The organism is Moraxella caprae DSM 19149, assembly GCF_000426885.1.
GTDB lineage: Bacteria > Pseudomonadota > Gammaproteobacteria > Pseudomonadales > Moraxellaceae > Moraxella > Moraxella caprae.
In genome coordinates this window covers 12,132-32,778 of record NZ_AUGF01000015.1, presented here as the reverse complement: position 1 = coordinate 32,778, position 20,647 = coordinate 12,132, and the positions used below count along the sequence as shown (strand labels likewise).

Annotated in this window: 16 protein-coding genes and 1 pseudogene; 10 read left to right on the top strand and 7 right to left on the bottom strand. The window is 46.0% G+C overall.

The genetic code is table 11. The annotated features are described in order from the left end of the window. The first annotated feature begins 294 nt into the window (after positions 1-294). The 3 genes and pseudogenes from K941_RS0105580 (at position 295) to K941_RS0105570 (ending at position 3,186) form a co-directional block, all read left to right on the top strand. Positions 295-486 carry an NF038104 family lipoprotein gene (locus tag K941_RS0105580; RefSeq protein ID WP_029102835.1) on the top strand — a complete coding sequence of 64 codons (192 nt, stop codon included), beginning with the start codon at positions 295-297 and terminating at the stop codon, positions 484-486. 438 nt (positions 487-924) lie between these two features. Continuing rightward, positions 925-2,538: pseudogene (gene mqo, locus K941_RS14855) on the top strand (malate dehydrogenase (quinone)); the annotation flags it as partial. 360 nt (positions 2,539-2,898) lie between these two features. Beyond that, a complete protein-coding gene (locus tag K941_RS0105570) occupies positions 2,899-3,186 on the top strand; it encodes a hypothetical protein (protein ID WP_029102834.1) in 288 nt (95 codons plus the stop codon). Positions 3,187-3,189: 3 nt separating this feature from the next. Here K941_RS0105570 and K941_RS0105565 read toward each other — a convergent pair whose 3' ends face one another. The 5 genes from K941_RS0105565 to K941_RS0105540 form a co-directional block, all read right to left on the bottom strand. Beyond that, positions 3,190-4,641, bottom strand: coding sequence for an ABC transporter ATP-binding protein (locus K941_RS0105565; RefSeq protein ID WP_029102833.1), 1,452 nt, complete (start codon positions 4,639-4,641; stop codon positions 3,190-3,192). A 2-nt stretch (positions 4,642-4,643) separates the two neighbouring features. Next, positions 4,644-5,444: an ABC transporter permease gene (locus K941_RS0105560; RefSeq protein WP_036387619.1), complete on the bottom strand. Its 801-nt coding sequence runs from the start codon at positions 5,442-5,444 to the stop codon at positions 4,644-4,646. 45 nt (positions 5,445-5,489) lie between these two features. Further along, positions 5,490-6,425, bottom strand: coding sequence for an ABC transporter permease (locus K941_RS0105555; protein ID WP_029102831.1), 936 nt, complete (start codon positions 6,423-6,425; stop codon positions 5,490-5,492). A gap of 102 nt (positions 6,426-6,527) precedes the next feature. Continuing rightward, positions 6,528-8,090 carry an ABC transporter substrate-binding protein gene (locus K941_RS14850; RefSeq protein ID WP_051225905.1) on the bottom strand — a complete coding sequence of 521 codons (1,563 nt, stop codon included), beginning with the start codon at positions 8,088-8,090 and terminating at the stop codon, positions 6,528-6,530. 536 nt (positions 8,091-8,626) lie between these two features. Further along, a complete protein-coding gene (locus tag K941_RS0105540) occupies positions 8,627-9,910 on the bottom strand; it encodes an acetyl-CoA C-acetyltransferase (RefSeq protein WP_029102830.1) in 1,284 nt (427 codons plus the stop codon). Between the two features lie 334 nt (positions 9,911-10,244). Here K941_RS0105540 and K941_RS0105535 point away from each other — a divergent pair, with 334 nt between their 5' ends. The 7 genes from K941_RS0105535 to bfr (K941_RS0105505) all read left to right on the top strand — a co-directional run bounded on the left by K941_RS0105535 (position 10,245) and on the right by bfr (K941_RS0105505) (position 17,377). Continuing rightward, a complete protein-coding gene (locus tag K941_RS0105535) occupies positions 10,245-11,603 on the top strand; it encodes a 3-oxoacyl-ACP reductase (protein ID WP_029102829.1) in 1,359 nt (452 codons plus the stop codon). Between the two features lie 121 nt (positions 11,604-11,724). Beyond that, positions 11,725-12,600, top strand: a complete 876-nt coding sequence (locus K941_RS0105530; RefSeq protein WP_029102828.1) for a MaoC/PaaZ C-terminal domain-containing protein — start codon at positions 11,725-11,727, stop codon at positions 12,598-12,600. Positions 12,601-13,104: 504 nt separating this feature from the next. Further along, positions 13,105-14,352, top strand: a complete 1,248-nt coding sequence (locus K941_RS0105525; RefSeq protein WP_029102827.1) for an EstA family serine hydrolase — start codon at positions 13,105-13,107, stop codon at positions 14,350-14,352. A 116-nt stretch (positions 14,353-14,468) separates the two neighbouring features. Beyond that, complete coding sequence (locus K941_RS0105520) at positions 14,469-15,401, top strand: branched-chain amino acid transaminase (protein WP_029102826.1); 933 nt, start codon at positions 14,469-14,471, stop codon at positions 15,399-15,401. Positions 15,402-15,711: 310 nt separating this feature from the next. Continuing rightward, positions 15,712-15,906, top strand: a complete 195-nt coding sequence (locus tag K941_RS0105515; RefSeq protein ID WP_029102825.1) for a (2Fe-2S)-binding protein — start codon at positions 15,712-15,714, stop codon at positions 15,904-15,906. Between the two features lie 417 nt (positions 15,907-16,323). Continuing rightward, positions 16,324-16,818, top strand: a complete 495-nt coding sequence (gene bfr / locus K941_RS0105510) for a bacterioferritin (protein ID WP_029102824.1) — start codon at positions 16,324-16,326, stop codon at positions 16,816-16,818. Positions 16,819-16,903: 85 nt separating this feature from the next. Next, on the top strand, positions 16,904-17,377 hold the full coding sequence (gene bfr, locus K941_RS0105505; protein ID WP_029102823.1) for a bacterioferritin: 474 nt from the start codon (positions 16,904-16,906) through the stop codon (positions 17,375-17,377). Between the two features lie 126 nt (positions 17,378-17,503). On the opposite strand, the gene K941_RS0105500 is transcribed toward bfr (K941_RS0105505), so the two are convergent. After that, positions 17,504-18,259 carry a MipA/OmpV family protein gene (locus K941_RS0105500; protein ID WP_029102822.1) on the bottom strand — a complete coding sequence of 252 codons (756 nt, stop codon included), beginning with the start codon at positions 18,257-18,259 and terminating at the stop codon, positions 17,504-17,506. A 217-nt stretch (positions 18,260-18,476) separates the two neighbouring features. Next, complete coding sequence (gene betT / locus K941_RS0105490) at positions 18,477-20,504, bottom strand: choline BCCT transporter BetT (RefSeq protein WP_029102821.1); 2,028 nt, start codon at positions 20,502-20,504, stop codon at positions 18,477-18,479. Between the last annotated feature and the right edge of the window lie 143 nt (positions 20,505-20,647).

Here is a 20,647-nt window from a genome sequence, read left to right as displayed (position 1 = left end):
AATTTACCCCATTTTCAACTTTATATACACCCAATCAACTTGATATTTACCACGGGTTTGTAGAGGTTGGCTCCGCACACCCTTTTGATGACATTACCGTGCAAGACGTACACAGCACGACCCTACATCCACAAATCATTGTGTTTGTAGTAATTTTAAAGTTTATTGGGTATAAGTGATTGATTTAAAGGGCGAATATGATTTGCCCCTACAACCCAAAAATAATTATGGGTAATCAAAACTTACCATTTTAGTTGAGATTGAAGTAGAATTTACTCAATAAAAGGCAAACCCGTGAAAAAATTATCCATCATCTTAACTTTAACCTTATCCACCCTAATCTTGCAAGGCTGTGTACACAAAGTTGTCACCGTGCCTGTCAAAGTCGCCTACAAGACCACCAAAGGCGTGGTTAAAGGTACGGCAAAAGTGGTCGGAGCGGTCATTCCTGACGGCGATAAAAAAGACAGTAAAGTTGATGATTAAACATTAAAAAATAGTTACAATTTAGCAAAATTATAAACACAACATTGGGACAAAAAACCGTTCTAATGTTGTGTTTTTGTAGTTATCAGGGCGGATAATATGACAAAACCAACCCTTTTAAGATTTTTTCTTTATAATAGCCCGTTTTGAAACGGACTTAGGTTGAGATTTTTTAATCATATATTGTTTGATAATTTATAAAAATAAATAAAATATTAAACAATTTCAATGATTAAGCAATTTTAAATTAGACTTCCTGCAAAACTAGGTTTTCCGTTCGTCCTGAGCTTGTTGATGGGTGGCGGAAAACCGTTATGGTTCGACAAGCTCACCACGAACGGTTTTCCTCATTTTTGGGTTTTGCAGGAAGTCTATTAAGTCCGTTTTTGTTTGCAAATGCATTGTAAATTTAGGTGTTTTATGACAAAAACAAATAAAATGAAAAAAATCTTGATGATTGTCGGGGTTTTGTTAATTGTGGTTTTGGTGGCGGTGCTACTGTTCTTGTTCCGCCCTGTGGCGACCAAACCGGTCAAATTGGCAGGCGATGAAACTGTGGTGGACATGGTGCTGGTGGGCGGTGGTATCATGTCGGCAACGCTTGGTACGTATCTGTCGGAGCTTGAACCGACGTGGAAAATCCAAATGTACGAACGCCTTGACAAAGTCGCCCAAGAAAGCTCAAACGGTTTCCATAACGCAGGCACGGGGCATTCAGGCTTTATGGAGATGAACTATACCGCCGAAGCCGAAGACGGCAGTATCTCGATCGAGCGTGCCGAAAAAACTGCCGTACAGTTTGAGATTTCCAAGCAGTTTTGGACGCACCAAGTCAAAAACGGAGTATTGGGCGACCCCAAAACATTCATCAATCCTGTGCCACACATTGCCTTTGTGTGGGGTGACAGTGTTGATTTCCTAAAACGCCGCCACGAAGCCATGATAAAATCCCCTTTGTTTAGCGACATGATTTATAGCGAAGACAAGTCAGAGATAGGGCAATGGGCACCGCTCATTACCAAAGGGCGAGATGACAGCCAGCCAATTGCCGCCACCCGCATGGACATCGGTACTGATGTAAACTATGGGGCAATTACCACACAGCTCATCAATCATCTCGGCAAAAATAGCAATTTTAACCTAAAAGTGAGCACCGAAGTGACAGGCATTAGCCGTAACGATGACGGCACATGGACGGTGAGTGTCAAAAACCTTGTCGATAATAGTGTCTCACACACCAAGACTCGCCGTGTCTTTATCGGGGCAGGTGGTGCGGCGATAAAAATGCTACAAATGACAGGACTGCCTGAGAGTAAATATTATGCAGGCTTCCCTGTGGGTGGTCTATTCTTGATGACCGATAACCCTGATGTGGTCAATGCTCACACTGCCAAAGTCTATGGACGTGCCGAACTTGGAGCACCGCCCATGAGCGTGCCACACATCGATACTCGTTATATTGGCGGCAAAAAATACGTGCTGTTTGGACCTTTTGCTACGTATTCAAATAAATTTTTGAAAAATGGCTCGCAAACTGACTTATTGGCATCAGCGACCAAAGATAACGCTTTGCCTATGGTGGCGGTGGGGCTTGATAATTTGGATTTGGTAAAATATCTGGTCAGTCAAGTATCACTCTCGCCTGAACAAAAAATGGCGGAACTGCGTAAATATTATCCAGAAGCCAAGCAAGCCGACTGGATAGAAAATCAAGGCGGTCAGCGTGTGCAAATCATCAAAAAACTGCCAAATGAGCCTGCCAAATTGCAGTTTGGTACAGAGATTTTTGCATCCCAAGACGGCACGCTTAGTGCCTTGCTCGGTGCCTCACCAGGGGCATCCACATCGCCAAACATGATGCTTGATTTGTTGGCAAAATCTTTCCCTGATGAAGTGCAGGGCAAATGGAATGCCAAACTTTTGGAAATTATCCCGTCTTATGGGCAGGATTTGGCAAAAAATCCAGAACTGCTTGATAAAGTGCGTACCGACACAAGTCGCACATTGGGTCTGGTCTATACATCAAAAACCCAAAGCACTCCTGTGCCACAGGATAGTGCAGACGTGCCAGAGCCGACTAAGTTTGTGCCGTCTCCTGACACCAAAGAGCCAGTGGTAGAAGTGGGCGAAGAGAGCCAAACCGAGCCTGCAGCGTAAGCATGACATAAACAAAAAATAAAGGGTAAGTAGTTGCCCTTTATTTTTTGTTAAGCAGTTGTAGATTAAACTTCCTGCAAAACCAGTTTTCCGTTCGCCCTGAGCCTGCCTGCGGGTCGGAAAACCTTCATGGTTCGACTTGATTCACCACGAACAGTTTTTTAATTCGGGGTTTTGCAGGAAATCTATTTTAATATTTGGACGTGTGGGTAAATCACATTTACCTAATGGCTTTAATTTAAACAAACCAAAAACATGACAAAATTTTTACGTTTTCTGCAAGGCGTTAGTTGGGTGGTACTCATCATGCTTGGGGTGTATCTGTGGATATTTGATTGGGGTGTGGGTTATGTGATACTTACCGTCATCATCGCAGGCGTGCTCACATATCTGCAAAGCAAAAACATCATCAAAGGGCAAGGTATTGCATGGATAGCGATAATAGTGCTGTTTGGCGTAAATATCTGGGCCTGTTACGAGCTACACGCCCACAAAGCACGCCATGAAACAGGCGAGCGGTGGTCGCAGTATGGGGCGTTGTAGAATTTAGACCGTCCGATAGCCCGTCAAATCCACCACCGTATCACAGTAATGCCGTGTCAAATCGTGGTCGTGACTGACCATAACCAGTGTGCAGTTTTGGGTGCGACAAGCATGCGTGAGTAGGTCTAGCGTGGTTTTTTGGGTAATGGGATCTAGGCGGTTGGTAACTTCATCGGCAAACAGTAGCACAGGTTTCATCATCAAAGCTCGCATGATGGCAATGCGTTGAAGCTCGCCCCCAGAGACGCTCTCGCTTGTACGGTGTAGTAGGTCAGGGTGGAGCTGTAAGGCTTCCATGAGTGGGGCGATTTGGCTTTTATCAAGATGATGACGTTTGACCACGTCATCGATGAGCGTGCCGAGCGTGATGTTTTGGGCGAAAGCGGACGGTGGGTCTTGGTAGAGTTTTAGCACTTGGTGGCGTTTGGGTTTGGTGTGCCATGTCATCACCCCTTTGGACGGGTTGATAAGCCCGCAAATGGCGTCCCCCAGCGAGCTTTTGCCGATACCGCTATCGCCGATGAGTCCCACCGCTTGCCCTGCATGGAGCGTGATGTTTAGCCCACTAAACAGCTCTTTGTTGCCACGACTGATGGCCACGTCTTTTAAGGTCAAAAGGGGTGTCTCAGCAGGCGTGATGTCCGCCTTTGTCCATGTGGCAGGGTTGGCACTCATCAGCTCTTTGGCGTAGTCGGATTTGGGATTTTGTAGGACATCGGTGGCTTGCCCTTGCTCTAAGAGCTTACCTTTTTTCATGACCATGAGCAGGTCGTTATCAGTGCTTAGACGGTTGGCGACTTCGATGTCATGCGTGATGGTCAAAAGGCAACCGCCTTGTTTGGCGACTTGGGCGAGCATGTCCACGACAGCGATTTTATTGGTGTGGTCAAGCCCTTTGGTGGGTTCATCGGCGATAACCATGTACGCCCCACTCACGGTGGCAGGCGCAAAGGATGCACGTTGTGCCATGCCCCCTGACAGCTCATGCGGATAGTAGTCTTTGGCGTGGGCTAGGGAGAGTTGCTCTAAGGTACGTAAGGTGGTGTCTTTGGCAGCAGAGTTATCAACTCGTTTGACAAAATGCAGACTCTCCCAAATCTGGCGAAATACCGTCATGGTAGGGTCAAGCGAACGCACTGGCTCTTGGGGGAGCATGGTCAAATCACGCCCCCACAGCTTGGCAAATTGATGTTCATCAAGCTCGCCTTGTCCGTCATGGAGCGTTTTGCCGTTGATGAGAATTTGTCCTTTGACCGTCAAGCCCTTGGGTAATGCCCCCATGACCGCTTGGGCAAGCAGGCTTTTGCCTGAGCCTGTCTCGCCTAAGATGGTCAAATTTTGCCCCTTTTTTATGCTAAGGCTAATGGGCTCAACTAAGGTAGCACCGTCTGTGGTGTGGACGGATAAGTTATTGATTTGAATTAAGATATCTTGTGATGGTTGGGTGTTTTGCATGACTAGCCGTCCTGTTTGCCTGATAATAATTGGAATGAAAGCACGAGTAAAAACACGGTGATAATCGGCAAAAAGAACACCAAAGGCGCTTCATAATAATAAGGAAACAGTTCGGTCATCATCAGACCCAGCTCGGCGGTCGGCGGTTTAAGACCGACATTGACAAAGCCAAGCGTGGCAAGGGCTAGCACCGCATTACCCGCCCCAAATGCCGAGAGTGTCCACATGACAGGGGCGAGCCGTGGCAGATAGTGGCGTTTGATGATGTACCACAGCCCCATGTCCATGAGTGTACTGGCTTGTACTTCGCTTGATTTGCGTAAGGTTAGGCTCATCGCACGGGTCATCTTAAAAAACTCCACCCACATGACAAGTGATACGCCCAGATACAGCGACCAAAAACTGTTGGGGGCGATAGACGCAAACAGTAGGATAAACAATAAACCGGGCAATGCCATGATACAATCGCAGATAAAGTTAAAAAACTTATCCAAAATTCCCCCAAAAATCCCCGCCAGCAAGCCAAACAGTAGCCCAAAGATGAGCGACACCCCCACCGAGCCGACAATGAGCGAAAAAGACAAGCGAATGGCGGACGCAAGGCGAGCCATCATATCACGCCCTAGATGGTCAGTACCAAAGGGGTGTTCGCCACTGGGGGCAGATAGGATAACATCTAGGTTTTGCAGTGCCATGTCATGGGGGCGTATGAGTGGACTACCATAGGCAAAGATGAGGAGTGCCGCCAAGATGATAAGTCCGATAAGCTGAGTGGGGGTTAGGTTTTTTAAGTATTTAATCATAATATTGGCAAATTGATAACGGAGTTTGGCAAATGCTGATAAGACTTAGTGAGCTTCATAACGGGGGTCGATGTAGCGGTTGATGACATCCAAGACGGCGTTTAACACCACGAACAGCCCGCCCATGACCAAAGCCGAGCCTTGTATCATTGGAATGTCTCGGGCGATGATGGCGTGAACTAGGGCGTGACCGATACCCGGCCATGCAAACAGGCTCTCTACGATGACCACGCCTTCGATGAGATAGATGAGCTGTACCCCATGATAGGCGACAATGGGAATGGCAATGTTACGCACGCCATGTCGTCTAAATGCCTGCCAAGGGCTTAACCCCTTTAATTTGGCAAATTCATAAAATGTAGAGTCAAGCACTGCCACTGCTGTATTACGACTGACCCGAATGGAGACCGCCGACAGACCTAAGGCGAGTGTGAGAGCAGGCAGGATGTAGTTAATCGGCTTGCCGTAGCCGATGGCAGGTAGCCATTTTAAATGCACCGCAAAAATGGTGATGAATAGCACGCCAATGATAAAGGCGGGGGCGGAGCGGAGCAAGGTGGCGATAAATAAGGTAAAACGGTCAAAGACCCCATTAGGTCGCAGGGCAGAGAGTATGCCAATGGGCGGTGCGATGATGAGTGAGATAATCAAAGCGACAAACGCCAGCGACAGCGTGTGCCCAAACTGGTGGGCTATCTCGTCCCACACGCTTGCCCCACTGACGAGCGAGTCTCCCAAATCCAAGCGGAGCAGGTCGCTAAACCATGCTATATACTGCTCATACCACGGCAAATCAAGCCCCAGTTCGGTTCGCACTTGGTCGGCAGAGCTTGCGGTGACTTGGTCGTAGCCATAGCGAGACGCAGCGATACGATACGCCATGTCGCCGGGCAGGCTTCGCATAAGAACAAAGGTCAAAGTGCCGACTGACCAGACGACCAAGAGCAGTTGGATAAGCCGTGATGTGAGTAGTTTTAGCATAATGACATGGTTACCATAAACTTAGGTATGAAGCAAATAAGAGAGTTAAAAACAAGTCAAAGAGCGATGGTGTGTCGCTCTTTGGGTTATCATGGCGTAGTATTACCATTTAAGCTGATTTAGGTTGTATTTACGCTCAAAGGGGTCAAGGGTCAAGCCTTGTAGCGACTTGTGAGCGGACGCACTTTGTTGGTAGTACACGACAGGGATAAGCGGACGCTCATCTGCCAAAATGGTGGCGACTTGTTTTTTGAGTTCATCTCGCTTGACATCATCGGCTGTGGTGGCGATGTCATGCAAAGCTTGGGTAAGTGTGGGGTTTTGGTAATTCATCACGCCCCAGTCACTGCCTTGTGGGCTTAGGTCGGATTGTAGTGAAGCCAGTGGGTCTGGTGTGTTGCCGTAGTTACGAGCGTACAGAGCCATTTGCAGTGAGCCGTCTTGATGAGCCTTCGGAATCTCTGATGAGTTGGTGATATTAACTTGTAAATCCACACCGATTTTACGCCATTGGTCTTGTAAGGCGGTGGCGATAAGCGGTAACTCTGGGCGGTCGGAGAACGTGATGAGCGATATGGTAAAGGGCTTGCCGTCTTTTTGTAGCACGCCATTTGCCCCTTCGGTAAAGCCATTGGCGAGCAGTTTGGCTTTAATGGCAGGATAATCAGGGGTGGATTTTGCCACGCCTGCCTGCCAACCGCCAAACATGGGTGGTAGTAGCTCATACGCTCCCGCATCGCCAATGCGTAGCACCGATTTGGCAATGGCTTCACGGTCTATGGCATCAGATAGGGCTTGACGAGTGGTCTTATCGGCAAAGAGCGGATTGGCGATGTTCATCTTAATGGCAATGGTGCGAGCGAGCGTTTGGGTTGCCACTTGTAGGTCGCTGTTGTTTTGTAGGCGTTTTAGGCTGGCACTGTCTAGGGTGTACACCAAATGGTCATCGCCACTCTCGACAAGCAGGGTGCGGGTCTCACTGCGAGAGTTGGCAAGGTAGTTAATGCGATTGATGTGGGCTTTTTGTCCCCAATAGTCGGCATAAGCGGACTGCTCAATCTTTTGTGGTGGCTCAACTTTATCCGCCCGATACGCCCCTGTGCCGATGATTTTGGTGGCTTGCCCTTTGTCATCAAAGGAAGCTGGGGCTAGGATAATGGCGGTGGCGTGTGTCAAATAAGACGGTAGGGTGGTCAAAGGCTCAGCAAGAGTGAATTCTACCGTTTTATCATCAACTGCCTTGATAAGCTCGATATTAGCACTTTCTAGGGCGGTGGGCTTGTTTAGGGCGAGCGTTAGGCTGTTTACCACTTCTTTGGCGGTCATGGGTGTGCCGTCATGGAATTTGACATCATCACGCAACGTAAACACCCATGTTTTGCCGTTGTCGGCTGTCTCCCATTTTTCGGCTAGGGCAGGGATAATCGCCCCTGCCTCGTCCACGTCTACCAAGGTTTCGCCAATACCCATACGCTGATAGACAAAGCCTGACGTGCTAGGGTCAGCATTGGTAATCTCCCAAGGGGTAACGACCGTGAGTGTCTTATCGCTCGTGGCAGGCGTGGCATTGTCTGTGGCGGTAGTTGTCTTGTCGTCATTACCGCAGGCGGTCAGGGCTAGAGTAGTGGCAAGTGAGCAGGCGAGGGCGGTGTATTTAAAAGTCATGATAAAATCCTAAGGTCAGCCGATTGGCAAAAAGTAAGCTATGTTATTATATAACTTACAAAAATACAAGGCACTGACAAATAAAAAATTAACGAGTGTTATTGATAAAGGGTATTTTGGGTCAAATGCGTGGGGAATTGGCTTAAAATTTAAAAAATTATTTAACATAATCCGTTTTTTTCAGTAAATTATTTGGCTCTGGTTCAAAAAGTATGCTACAAAGAAAACCGTTCGTGGTGAGCTTGGGAAACCTAACGGTTTTCCTACCCGCAGGCAGACTCAGGGCGAACGGAAAACCTAGTTCAGCATACTTTTTAGACCACTACCAATTATTTTAAATAATAGGGAATTGGATTTGTTAAAAATTTTGAATGTAGGGGAAAAATTGCAATTCGCCCTTTAATGCAGAAATGTATTTTAAAACTGATAAGTCATTGAAAATTGTAAAAAAGTGAAGTGCATACCATTTAAATCCAAACCAAAAACCCTAATCTGTCATGGATTAGGGTTTTTGGTTTGGGGTAATTTTTGTATGATTAGCGTTCTAAAATACAAGTAACACCTTGACCGCCGGCGGCACAGATAGAAATCAAAGCACGCCCTGAGCCTTTTTGGGCGAGCAGTTTGGCTGCGGTTGCTAAGATACGTCCACCTGTGGCAGCAAAGGGGTGTCCTGCAGCAAGGCTTGACCCATTGACATTGAGCTTACTGCGGTCAATGCTACCTAATGGCTTATCTAATCCCAAGCGGTTTTTGCAGAAGTTTTCATCCTCCCAAGCGGCGAGAGTAGAGAGTACCTGACTGGCAAAGGCTTCATGAATCTCATAAAAATCAAAGTCTTGTAAGGTCAGACCAGCACGAGCGAGCATTTTTGGTACGGCATAGGCAGGTGCCATAAGCAGTCCTTCGGTCAGCCCGTTTTTACCCACAAAGTCCACAGCCGCCGTTTGTTGATGAGTGATGTAGGCAAGCGGTTCAAAACCGTGCTCACTTGCCCAGTCATCACTGGCAAGTAGCACACAAGACGCACCGTCGGTCAGTGGCGTGGAGTTACCTGCGGTCATGGTTGGGTTGGCGTTACGCTTACCAAAGGCAGGTTTTAGCGTGGCAAGTTTATCAAGCGTGGTGTCTGCACGCAAGTTATTATCACGGTTTAGCCCTTTATAGGGAGTCATCAAATCATCAAAAAATCCTGAGTCATACGCACGAGCCAAATTTTGATGGCTGTTAAATGCCAACTCATCTTGGTCGGCACGGCTGATGTTCCATTCTAGGGCGGTGATGGCTTGGTGTTCGCCCATGGATAGGCGAGTGCGTGGCTCACCATTGGCAGGGAATGATAGTAGGTCTTTGGGGTTGATGTGGGTTAGGGCGGTCAGTCGAGCTTTGGCGGTTTTGGCGTTATTGATGGCAAGCAAGGGTTTACGAATGCCGTCCCCGAGTGCAATCGGTGCGTCCGATGTCGTGTCCGTCCCGCCTGCGATACCACTGTCGATGATGCCCAGTGCGATTTTGTTGGCGACGGCAAACGTGGCTTGCAGACCTGTGCCACACGCCTGCGAGATGTCATAGGCAGGGGTTGTGGGCGATAGGGCGGTGTTTAGCAGGGCTTCACGGGTTAGGTTCAAATCACGGCTGTGTTTTAAGACCGTGCCGGCAACCACTTCGCCAATCTCTTTGTCCGCCAAATTAAAGCGAGCAACCAAACCGTCCAACGCCGATGAGAGCATATCAATATTACTGGCGTCTGCGTATGCACCGTTTGAGCGAGCAAAGGGAATGCGGTTTCCGCCAAGAATGGCAACTTTTTTGATGGTCATGACTTATCCTTAATGAAATGAATTGATAAAGGTAACAGGGTTTTGGCAGATGGTTTTTAAGATAAGTTAAGATAAAAATCTAATAAATTTGCACGAAATTATCCTAAAATCAATCTTATCAAAACCCAAAAAATGACATCGTATCTATCATTTTAGCTTATCCTAGCTTATCATCATTTGACTCAAAAAGGAAAATTTTTTTGCTTTCTTAACTAATTTTTTGTTATTTATTTAAAATTTATAACTTATTTTTATAATAGAGAAAATTTTGTGCCAACATTTATTTTTATGCTAGAATGGGGCTTATCGTATTTACAAACAAAAGGATACTCCTATGAGCGACCGTTATGGTGAATTGGTGCAATCAGGTCTGGGCAGAACTGTTGCAAAAAATCTGGGTTTGCCCACACCCATTAAACTTGACCGCTTTGAAGTAGGTCAGCCTGTGGTGCGTGGCGAAGTGGCATTTGGGGCGATAGGCGACAGTGATGTGAGCCGTTGCGTGAATAATATTTTGACCGCATTGGACGCCAAAATCACCACTAATGATAAGCTCGATGACCGTCTAACGGACGAGAACGTGCGTTTTAAAGTGGCGATTTTTGATGTTACCAATATCAAAGACACGGACGGCTTAAAGTCGGTGTATGAATTTTTCCATAAAATCGCCCGTCGCATCAAACCGTCTGGTCGGATTGTGCTGATTGCTCGTCCGTCTTGCTGTACAGGCACAGACATTGATTTTACCTTGGCACAGCGGGCGGTGTTGGGATTTGTCAAGTCAGTCGCCAAAGAGTTCAAAAAAGGCATTACCGCCAATGTCCTATACACCCAAGTCGGTGCCGAAAAACACCTAGACCATGCCTTACGCTTTTTTATGTCGGCAAAATCGGCATATGTGTCAGGGCAAGCGGTCTATATCAAGGATAATGGCGATGAGCTGTCGTTGGTCGATTTTGACGAAACCAAACCCCTAAAAGGCAAAAAAATTCTAGTTACAGGGGCAAGTCGTGGCATTGGCGAGTCAGTTGCCAAAGTGTTGGCACGAGACGGGGCACAGCTGTACTGCTTGGATGTGCCTGCGTCTTTGGCAGATTTACAAAAAGTCGCTGGCAATCTGGGCGGTCATGCCTTGCCACTGGACATCACTCAAACGGACGCTGGCGAGCAGATTTTAAAAGCGTGTGGCGTGTTGGATGGTGTGGTGCATAACGCTGGTGTTACTCGTGATAAGACCCTAGCCAATATGAGTGCTGACAAATGGGATTTGGTGCTAAACATCAATCTAAAAGCCATTAGCACCATTAATAACTACCTACTTGCCAACAATGGCTTGTCCGAGTCGGCTCGTATCGTCTGTGTGTCTAGTATCTCAGGCATTGCCGGCAATCTGGGGCAAACCAACTATGCCATGAGTAAAGCGGGGGTTATCGGTCTGGTAGAAGCGACCGCCAAGAGTCTAGACGGTTCGGCACGCCGTATCAATGCGGTCGCCCCTGGATTTATTGAAACTAAGATGACCGGTGCCATTCCCTTTGCCATTCGTGAAGCTGGTCGCCGTATGAACTCAATGAGTCAAGGCGGTGAGCCTGTGGACGTGGCAGAGACGATTTCGTGGCTACTGTCGCCAAAAGCGTCAGGAATCAATGGTAACGTGGTGCGTGTGTGCGGTCAAAGCGTGCTTGGGGAGTGATTTTATTCATTGGTAAATTTTGATGGGAAATATATCAGCTGTACACTTGTACATTTTTGATTTACATTCCCCCAAAAATCCATTAAAATTTACCAAAATTATTCTATATTAAAGGTATGATATGGCAGAACAAAATTTTAAAGAATTGCCAAAAATGCACACCACTTATGCCAACGTTATCAAAAGTTTGATTCCGCATGGCGACAACCGAGCAGGGGCATTGCCTGATTCGGTGTATGCAGTGGACAAACTCGCCATTGACCAGAGCAATTTGCGAGACTATCGGCGAATTTGTGGGTTTATTGATGATGGGCGTGTACCGCCAACGTATTTTGCGGTGTTGTCGCAGACGTTGCAGATGAACATGATGGCAAAGCCTGATTTTCCTTTTGCCATGCTTGGGCTGGTGCATTTAGAAAACAGCGTTACGCAGTATCGTCCGATTTTTGATACCGAAACGGTCAAGATGAGTGTGCGACTTGACAACCTAACCCCCCATGACAAGGGGCAGACCTTTGATTTTATCACCGAAGTGTATATCGATGATGAGCTGGTATGGCAAGGGACATCAACTTATCTGTCTCGCCAAAAAAAGCCTGTCGATGAACGCACGGTCAAGTCTGTGTCTGAGAGCGTGGCACGCTTAGAGCCTGATGAGAATGGTTGGGCGGAGCTGATTAATATCCCAGAAGACATCGGACGGCGGTATGCGTTCGTGTCGGGCGATTTTAACCTAATTCATTTGCACCCCTTATCGGCTCGGGCGTTTGGCTTTCCTAAGGCAATCGCTCATGGCATGTGGTCAAAGGCGGCGAGCATTGCTCAATTTTATGATTTGCCGAAGGCGTACCGAGTGGACGTGTCATTTAAAACGCCCATTTTCTTGCCGTCCAAGATTGACTTTGTGGCACGCCAAGAGAGCGATGGGCGAGCCTTTGCCCTGTATGCGGCAGGGACGGAAAAACCGCATTTACTCGGCAAAATTACGTTTTTATGATGAGTGAAAAAGAGCAGGGCAGATGATGATTTGCCCTGTCTTTTTGGTTTTTGGAATTAAAATTTTTGGTAGTGGTCTAAAAAGTATGCCAAACTAGGTTTTCCGTTCGCCCTGAGCCTGCCTGCGGGTAGGAAAACCGTTAGGTTTCAAGCTCGCCACGAACTGTTTTCTCTGTAGCATACTTTTTGAACCAGAGCCAAATTTTTTAAATTTGCAAATTTTAAAAATTTGGTCGGGTGCATAATACACACCTTTTAAATGAACTAACCTATCAAGAACGAATGTAATTCGCTCCTACAACCCAAAAAATAACTATAAGATAATCAATAAATTATCATTTTAATTTCAAAATGAAGTATGATTTTATAAATTTTTAAATGATTTTTTAAATAACTTGGTGCGTGGCATACAATCTGCCTGCCAACGACAATAATCAATTTCCACACTTTGAATTTTCCCCCAAATTCTTATACAATAAGCCATTTTTATCATTAGGTACAGACCATGTGGCAAGATTTTCCCAAACTGCTTTCTAAATTACAATTTGACGACTCGCCTGCCGGTGGTTCACTTGTCATCACTCACAAAGGCGAGACGGTGGTAAACACCGCCATAGGGCAAGCCCTGCCACACCAAGACTGGCACGCCCACACGCTATCGGTAAATTTCTCTATCGGTAAAGGCGTAATAGCGACCCTTGTGGCGGTGTTGGTCTCAAAGGGACTGTTGGACTATGATACGCCCATTAGTTCATATTGGGTGGAGTTTGGGGTAGGGGGTAAAGAGCATATCACGCTACGCCACATCTTGACTCACACCGCAGGGCTGTTTAACATTACCACGCTCACCCATGACACCGATGAGCTGACCGACTGGCAAATGATGACCGCCAAAGTCGCCCAAATGTCGCCTGACACCCCCAAAGGACAGGACGAGCAGGGCTATGGCAGTGCGTATAGTGCGTTGGTCTCGGGGTGGATTTTGGGTGGATTGGTGGAACGTGTAACAGGACTGCCCTTGCAACACGCCCTGGATGAATACCTTGCTACGCCCTTAGGCATACAGGGCGAGCTGTATTATGGAGTGCCTGCTGATAAATTGGGGCAAGTTGCCAAACCTGTGCGGTATTTTAATGGTACACCCACAACCAAACGCAAACCAACCCTAAAACCTGACACCCCAGAGATGTTGGCGGTATATGCAGGGCTTGACATCACGCCATTGTGGGCGGATAAGGTGGAGACACTTGGCACATCTGGCATTAATAAGCTGTATTTTGACACCGCCAAGATGAACCTTGTCAATTATAAAAATGCACTCATGCCAAACGGACGTGATGGCGTGGAATATCATCATGATAAGGTGTTGCAAGCGGTCATTCCTGCCGCTAATGGGGTCTCTACCGCCCACGCCCTAGCCACTATTTACGCCATGCACGCCAATGGTGGCGTATGGCAAGGGCAAACGCTCATCACGCCTGCGGTACTTGCCGACATGCGTGCGGTGCGTGTGGACGGTTTTGATGCGGTCATGCCTGCCAATATGCGGTGGCGGTCGGGTTTTCATCGCTTATTTAGCTTGCAACACACGCCAAACGCCTACGGACACATGGGTTATAACGGCTCGGTGGCGTTCTGCGACCCTGATAGGCAGTTGTCGTTTGCCTTTATTCATAATTTTGACACAACCATGCTAAATGACGTACGCCAGTTTGTGCTGGCAGAGAGGGCAATCGCTCGTGCCACACCTTAAAAAACTATTGCAAAACGCCCAAACGGTGTTATAATCATGCGATTACTTTTATTTTATGAACGCTCTAAGTTTATAAAATAATTTTATTAAAAGCTCTTTTTATCAAGGAAAAACTTATGAGTTTAGCAACCCAAGACGGCAAAATGTGGCTAGATGGCGAACTAATCAACCAACCTGATGCCAAAGTCCATGTACTCACGCACAGCTTGCATTATGGTTTGGCGGTGTTTGAAGGCGTGCGTGCCTATCAAACCCCTGACGGACGTACCGCCATTTTCCGTCTACATGAACACACCGAACGCCTACTTAATTCTGCCAAAATTTTTCAGCTAGACGTGCGTTATAGCCATGATGAGCTGGTCAAAGCCCAAAAAGACGTGGTGCGTGAAAATGGTTTGGCTTCTGCCTATATTCGTCCGCTCATCTGGGTCGGTTCAGAAAAGCTTGGTATTGCCGCCAAAGATAATACCATTCATTCAGCCGTTGCTGCATGGCATTGGGGGGCGTATCTGGGCGAAGATGGTATCAAAAACGGTATCCGTGCCAAAACATCAAGCTACACACATCATCACCCCAACGTAACCATGTGTAAGGCAAAAGCCGCCGCCAACTATCCAGTATCTATCCTAGCCAACCAAGAAGCGACCAAAGCAGGCTATGACGAAGCCATTCTTATGGACCCACTCGGCTATGTATGTCAAGGCTCGGGCGAGAACTTATTTTTGGTAAAAAATGGCGAACTGCATACCCCAGACCTAGCAGGCGGAGCGTTGGACGGTATTACTCGCCGTACCATTATTGAGTTCGCTCATGATTTGGGTATCAAAGTCGTAGAACGCCGTATCACTCGTGATGAGTTCTACCTTGCCGATGAGATTTTTATGACGGGTACGGCTGCCGAAGTTACCCCAATCCGTGAATATGATGACCGTGTGATTGGCAAGGGCGGACGTGGCGAGCTGACCGAAAAACTACAAACCTTGTATTTTGATGTGGTGCAAGGGCGTAATGACAAATACAAGCACTGGCTGTCTTTTGTTGATGAATAATCAAATTTGATTAAATTTTTAACAATCCCCAAAATATGATGTTTTGGGGATTGTTATTTATCAAAATGTTAAGCAGATTTGTAGGAATAAGCCATTGATTTTCAGACAAATTCATATTTTAAAAAGCATTATCAGCAAATAATCCCTGCATTCATCAAAATTTTTAAACTTTTTTATAAAAATTATCAATTTTTGCTTGCAAATAATAACAATTATTGCTAATATAACCCCATGAGTTAATAAGAATAACCGTTCTTATTTTCGTTTAAAAAATAGCCAATCCACAACAGTATTTGCCAAGGATTTCGCCATGTATGTTTGTATTTGCCATGACATCAAAGACACCCAAATCAAAACCGCCATGCTGCAAGGGGTTGATAGCGTGGAAGTGTTGCAAAGTGAGCTACTGGTCGGTACTTGCTGTGGCTGTTGTATGCCTATGGTGCAGGATTTGGTTGATGAACATCATGCCAAATATGTGGCGGTGGACGCTATGGCGGTGTGATAGAATTTTTGTAAATATTTGGTAAATTTATTACTGTAATATTTCTAAATATAAGTGTCTTTGAACAATCTTAGCTAGATTAAAATTATCAATCAATAGTCATTTTCAAGTTGATAAAATTAACTAATAAGCCTTATTATTTGCAAATTATTAAAATGGTAAAAGGAATTGTCATCAATAATAAAAATAACAACATAATCAATAACTTAGCCTATTTGCCAAAACCATTTTCTCCAATTCACCTAAGATGATTTCTTAGGTGAAAATTTTTGTTATTACAATAGCCATTCTCACAGCGTAAGTCGTTCGCAGTTCCTTTGTCATACAAATACCCCCTTGTCAAGCCTTATCTTTGTGCTATGATATGTCCCATACAGCATTGGCTGATTTTTCTTTATCTAACACAGGATTTTTATCATGAAATCATCTCAAAAAGTCATTGATTATCTAAATTTCTTATTGGCGGGCGAGTTGGGTGCCAGAGACCAGTATTTTATCCATTCACAAATGTATGCTGAATGGGAATTGGGTAAATTGCACGACCGCATTTATCACGAAATGGAAGATGAAACCCTACACGCACGCCTGATTATCAACCGTATCATCATGCTGGGCGGTACGCCAAATATGCAAGTGGGCAAGATTAACATCGGTGCCGATGTGCCTGCCATGCTAAAAAGCGATTTGGAACTAGAATGCACCGTACAAGAACACCTAAAAGAAGGCATTGTCATCTGTGAAGCCGAGCGTGATTATGTAACTCGTGATATGCTCGTGCGTCAGTTAGAAGACACCGAACAAGACCACGCCCACTGGCTAGAAAAACAACTACGTTTGATTGAGCTTATGGGACTACAAAACTACCTACAAAGCCAAAGTGGAGAGCCTAACATGGTGGGTGCCACGCACTAAGTGAGCGACAAGCAAAGGGGTGTTGTGCATACACCCTTTTTTAAGAAGTTAAATGTTTAAAATTTAAAAATAAAAAGGTAAGAATATGAAAGGCGATAAAGACGTTATCCGTCAGTTAAATTTGGTATTGGGTCAGTCCCTGATTGCCATTAACCAGTATTTTTTACACGCTCGTATCGTTAAAAACTGGGGCGTAGAAGAACTAAACGACTCATTTTTTAAACAGTCCATTCGTGAGATGAAATGGTCAGATGAGCTGATTGAGCGAGTTTTGCTACTTGAAGGCTTGCCAAACTTGCAAGATTTGGGTAAGCTCATGATTGGCGAGACCGTAGAAGAGATTTTGGCGTGTGATTTGCGTTTGGAAAAGCGTAAGCATGACGTGCTGGTAGAAGCCATTGAAGTGTGTACCGCCAAGCGTGATTTTGTCTCTCGTGAGCTACTCATCAAGCTAAAAGACGGCAATGAAGAGTACGAAGACTGGCTAGAAACCCAGCAAGAGAAGATTGAAGATATCGGCATTCAAAACTACATCCAATTACAATCAAGCGATGATTGATAAGCAGATAAACGATAAAAAGGTCGAACGTGGGTTTGCCCTTTTTATTATTTGCTAATTATTTTGGGTGATAGGGGCGAATCACATTCGCCCTTGATAAATCAAGCACTTATATAAATTTAACCATTAAAACGTATAAGTCAAACCCACATTTGCCCCAATATCCACTTTATCATCGGTTAGGGGGCTGTCTTTTTGGGTTGATGAGAGCCACTCGGCTTTAGTGTTGGCAAAGGCACCGATGTGGTCGGTAAATTGGTATTTGCCAGAGACCGAGACAAAGGGCGAGTAGCTGGATTTGGCGGTGTAGGTGTCTATGCCTGTTTTGGTGCTTTCTTGCTCGGATACGCCAAAGTAGTATTGGTTATAATCATCGCTGTACCAGTTTATGCCAAATTTGGGATAGACGGTGAGTTTGTTATCAGAGAATTTAAATAGACTGCGATGAGCCAGTGAGACGGTTTGACCGCCACTTCTATCCATCATGTCCGTGCCTGCCTTAATCTCAAAACCGCCCACCGGCGTGATACGCATATAACTTAGCACGATATTGGCACTGGATTTACGGCTGTTTAGGCCTTTTAGGGCGGTTATGGTTGCGTCATCTGGCTCAAAGTGGCGAGACTCATAGCCTGCCCCGACACGAAACCAGTTTTCGCTGTCTTTGTGAGCATAAAAACCCAGCTCCGAGCCTTCGGCATAAAAATAGTTGTTATCGTATAGCACGAGTGGCACTACCCCCACTTTGTCATCGGTGGCATAGGCGTGCGAGCCAAAACTGGCTAAGGCACCAATGGTCAAGCCGTCAAGGGTGGACGTGTCCTGAGCGGTGGCAGATAAGCTAAGGCTAAGTAAGGTTAGGCTAAGTAAGGATTTTTTCATGATGAATGTTCACGGATAAAAATAGAGTTATTATAATGCAAAAATGGCAGTTTGGGAATGATGGTTTGGGGGGATTTTTAATAGACTTCTTTCCAAACCCGGATTTTTATAGATTTTTAAAAACTTCAACCCCAGTGTTTATAGGGGTTTATTTTTAGTTTGGAAAGAGATTTAATAAAAAAGCGTGCCTTTTGACACGCTTTTATTTTGGGATAAGTCACTTAGGAAACACAGGGCGGCTGCCGGGGGTTTCACGATTTAAGTGCAAAAACGCCCGATGACGCTCGTATTTGTCAAGCACATCATTGATGACTTGCTCGCTGTTAAAGCCTGACAAATCATTGCCTTGCAAACCTTCAAACAAATACGTCTCCAAGCGATAATAAAACTCTTGCCCATCATCAACCGTTGGACGCTCTGGCACAGGGTATTTAACGGGGACGATGCCATACACGAAGTTATACTCGTCCTTATAATCCACCGTCAGCATATGTTGCACAAGGCTTGGCTCATCGTCTAAGGCGACCGATTCCACACGCACCGACAGTCCCTTTTGGCGTAGAGCGTCTGCTACGTCAGTTAGGGCAGGCAGGCAGACATTTGTCATCATCGCTTTTGTCTCTGGGGTGTCAGGATAGGCGGTAATGCGGTGCAGACGAGTTTGCCAGTCGCTCACGTCCACGCCCCCTGCCACAGGCACGGCATTGATTTTGGTAATCTCTTCTCTAAAATCTTCAAGGCGTAACGACTTAAACAGTCCCACCATGACAAAAAACATGACAAAGCTAAATGGCAAGCCCATGACAATAGTCGCCTTTTGTAGGGCGGTGATGCCGTCCGTCATCAGCATGGCAGCGGTCAGCATGCCGATTGCCACCGCCCAAAACAGGCGTATCCAAATGGGGGGCGTGTCGGTGTTTTTTTGGCTTTTGAAGCTAAAATTACTAAGCACGATCGCCCCAGAATCTGCCGATGTTACATAAAACAAAAGTCCTGAGACAAAGGCGATGATTGCCGTTACCGAGAACCAAGGATAAGTGGATAACAGCTCATAAAAACCAATCTCAGGGCGTGCGATGATTTTTTCGGCAAAGGCAAGATTGCCTCCTAAGACTTCATTTAAGGCACTGTTGCCCATGACTGACAGCCAAGCAAGCGTAAACACAAAGGGAATGGACAAGGTGCCGATGACAAATTCACGAATGGTACGACCCTTTGAGATTTGAGCCAAAAACAGCCCCACAAAAGGCGACCACGCAATCCACCACGCCCAAAAGAACAGCGTCCAGTCTTGAATCCATTGTTTTTGTTCGGGCGTTTGGTTGTAAGCAAAGGTGTCTAGTGTCAAAGTTGGAAAACGGCTAAGATAGTCGCCCACGTTCATGACAATGGCGTTTAGCAAAAATTCGGTATTGCCCAAAAACAGCACAAACAGGATAAGTCCCAAGGCAAAATAAATGTTAAGCTCCGATAGGATTTTGATGCCCTTGGATGCCCCTGTGGTTGCCGACACAATGGTAATGGCGACCGCTAGGGCGATAAGCCCAATTTGCCAAAGTAAGTTTTCAGGCAAATCAAAAATAACGTGCAGACCGTAGTTTAATTGCACAACCCCGATACCGCAAGTGGTGGCAATACCAAAAATCGTCCCCAAAATCGCCGCCACGTCCACAGCATGACCGGCAGGTCCATCAATCTTTTTGCCAATCATGGGGTACAACGCCGAGCGAATGGTTAGGGGTAGATTGTAGCGGTAGGCAAAATAGCCAAGGGCAATGCCCACCAACGCATACATACACCAACCTGTCAGTCCGTAGTGAAAAATCGTCCACATCAAGGCTTCACGAGCCGCCTGTGTGGTCTGACCGCCACCAACAGGCGGATTCATGTACTGCATGATAGGCTCTGCCACCGAAAAAAACATGATGTCAATGCCAATCCCTGCGGCAAACAGCATGGATGACCACGTCAAAAGACTGTACTTGGGTTGGGAGTGCTTGGGACCTAGCTTGATGTTGCCATAGCGAGAGCAGGCGATAAACAGCACAAAAATGATATACACCGATGCGGCAAAAAAGTAATACCAACCAAAAGTGGTACTTACCCATGCCAGCACACCGTCCAAAATGGCGGACGCACTGTCATTAAACAGCATGGTATATAAGCTAAAAAAGACGATAATCACCGCCGAACAGATAAACACCGTTCGGTTTAGGCGACCGTCTTTGGATTTGGTATCTTCCATAGTGTTACCTTCCAAGTTCGTTAATGATATAAAATTGCTAGGGCGTGCTAAATTTTCATCTTATTTTATGGGAATGTTATCAAGGTTTAACACACCCTAAATGGTTTTCAAAAAACCTAATAAATTTACAAAACGTTTACAAA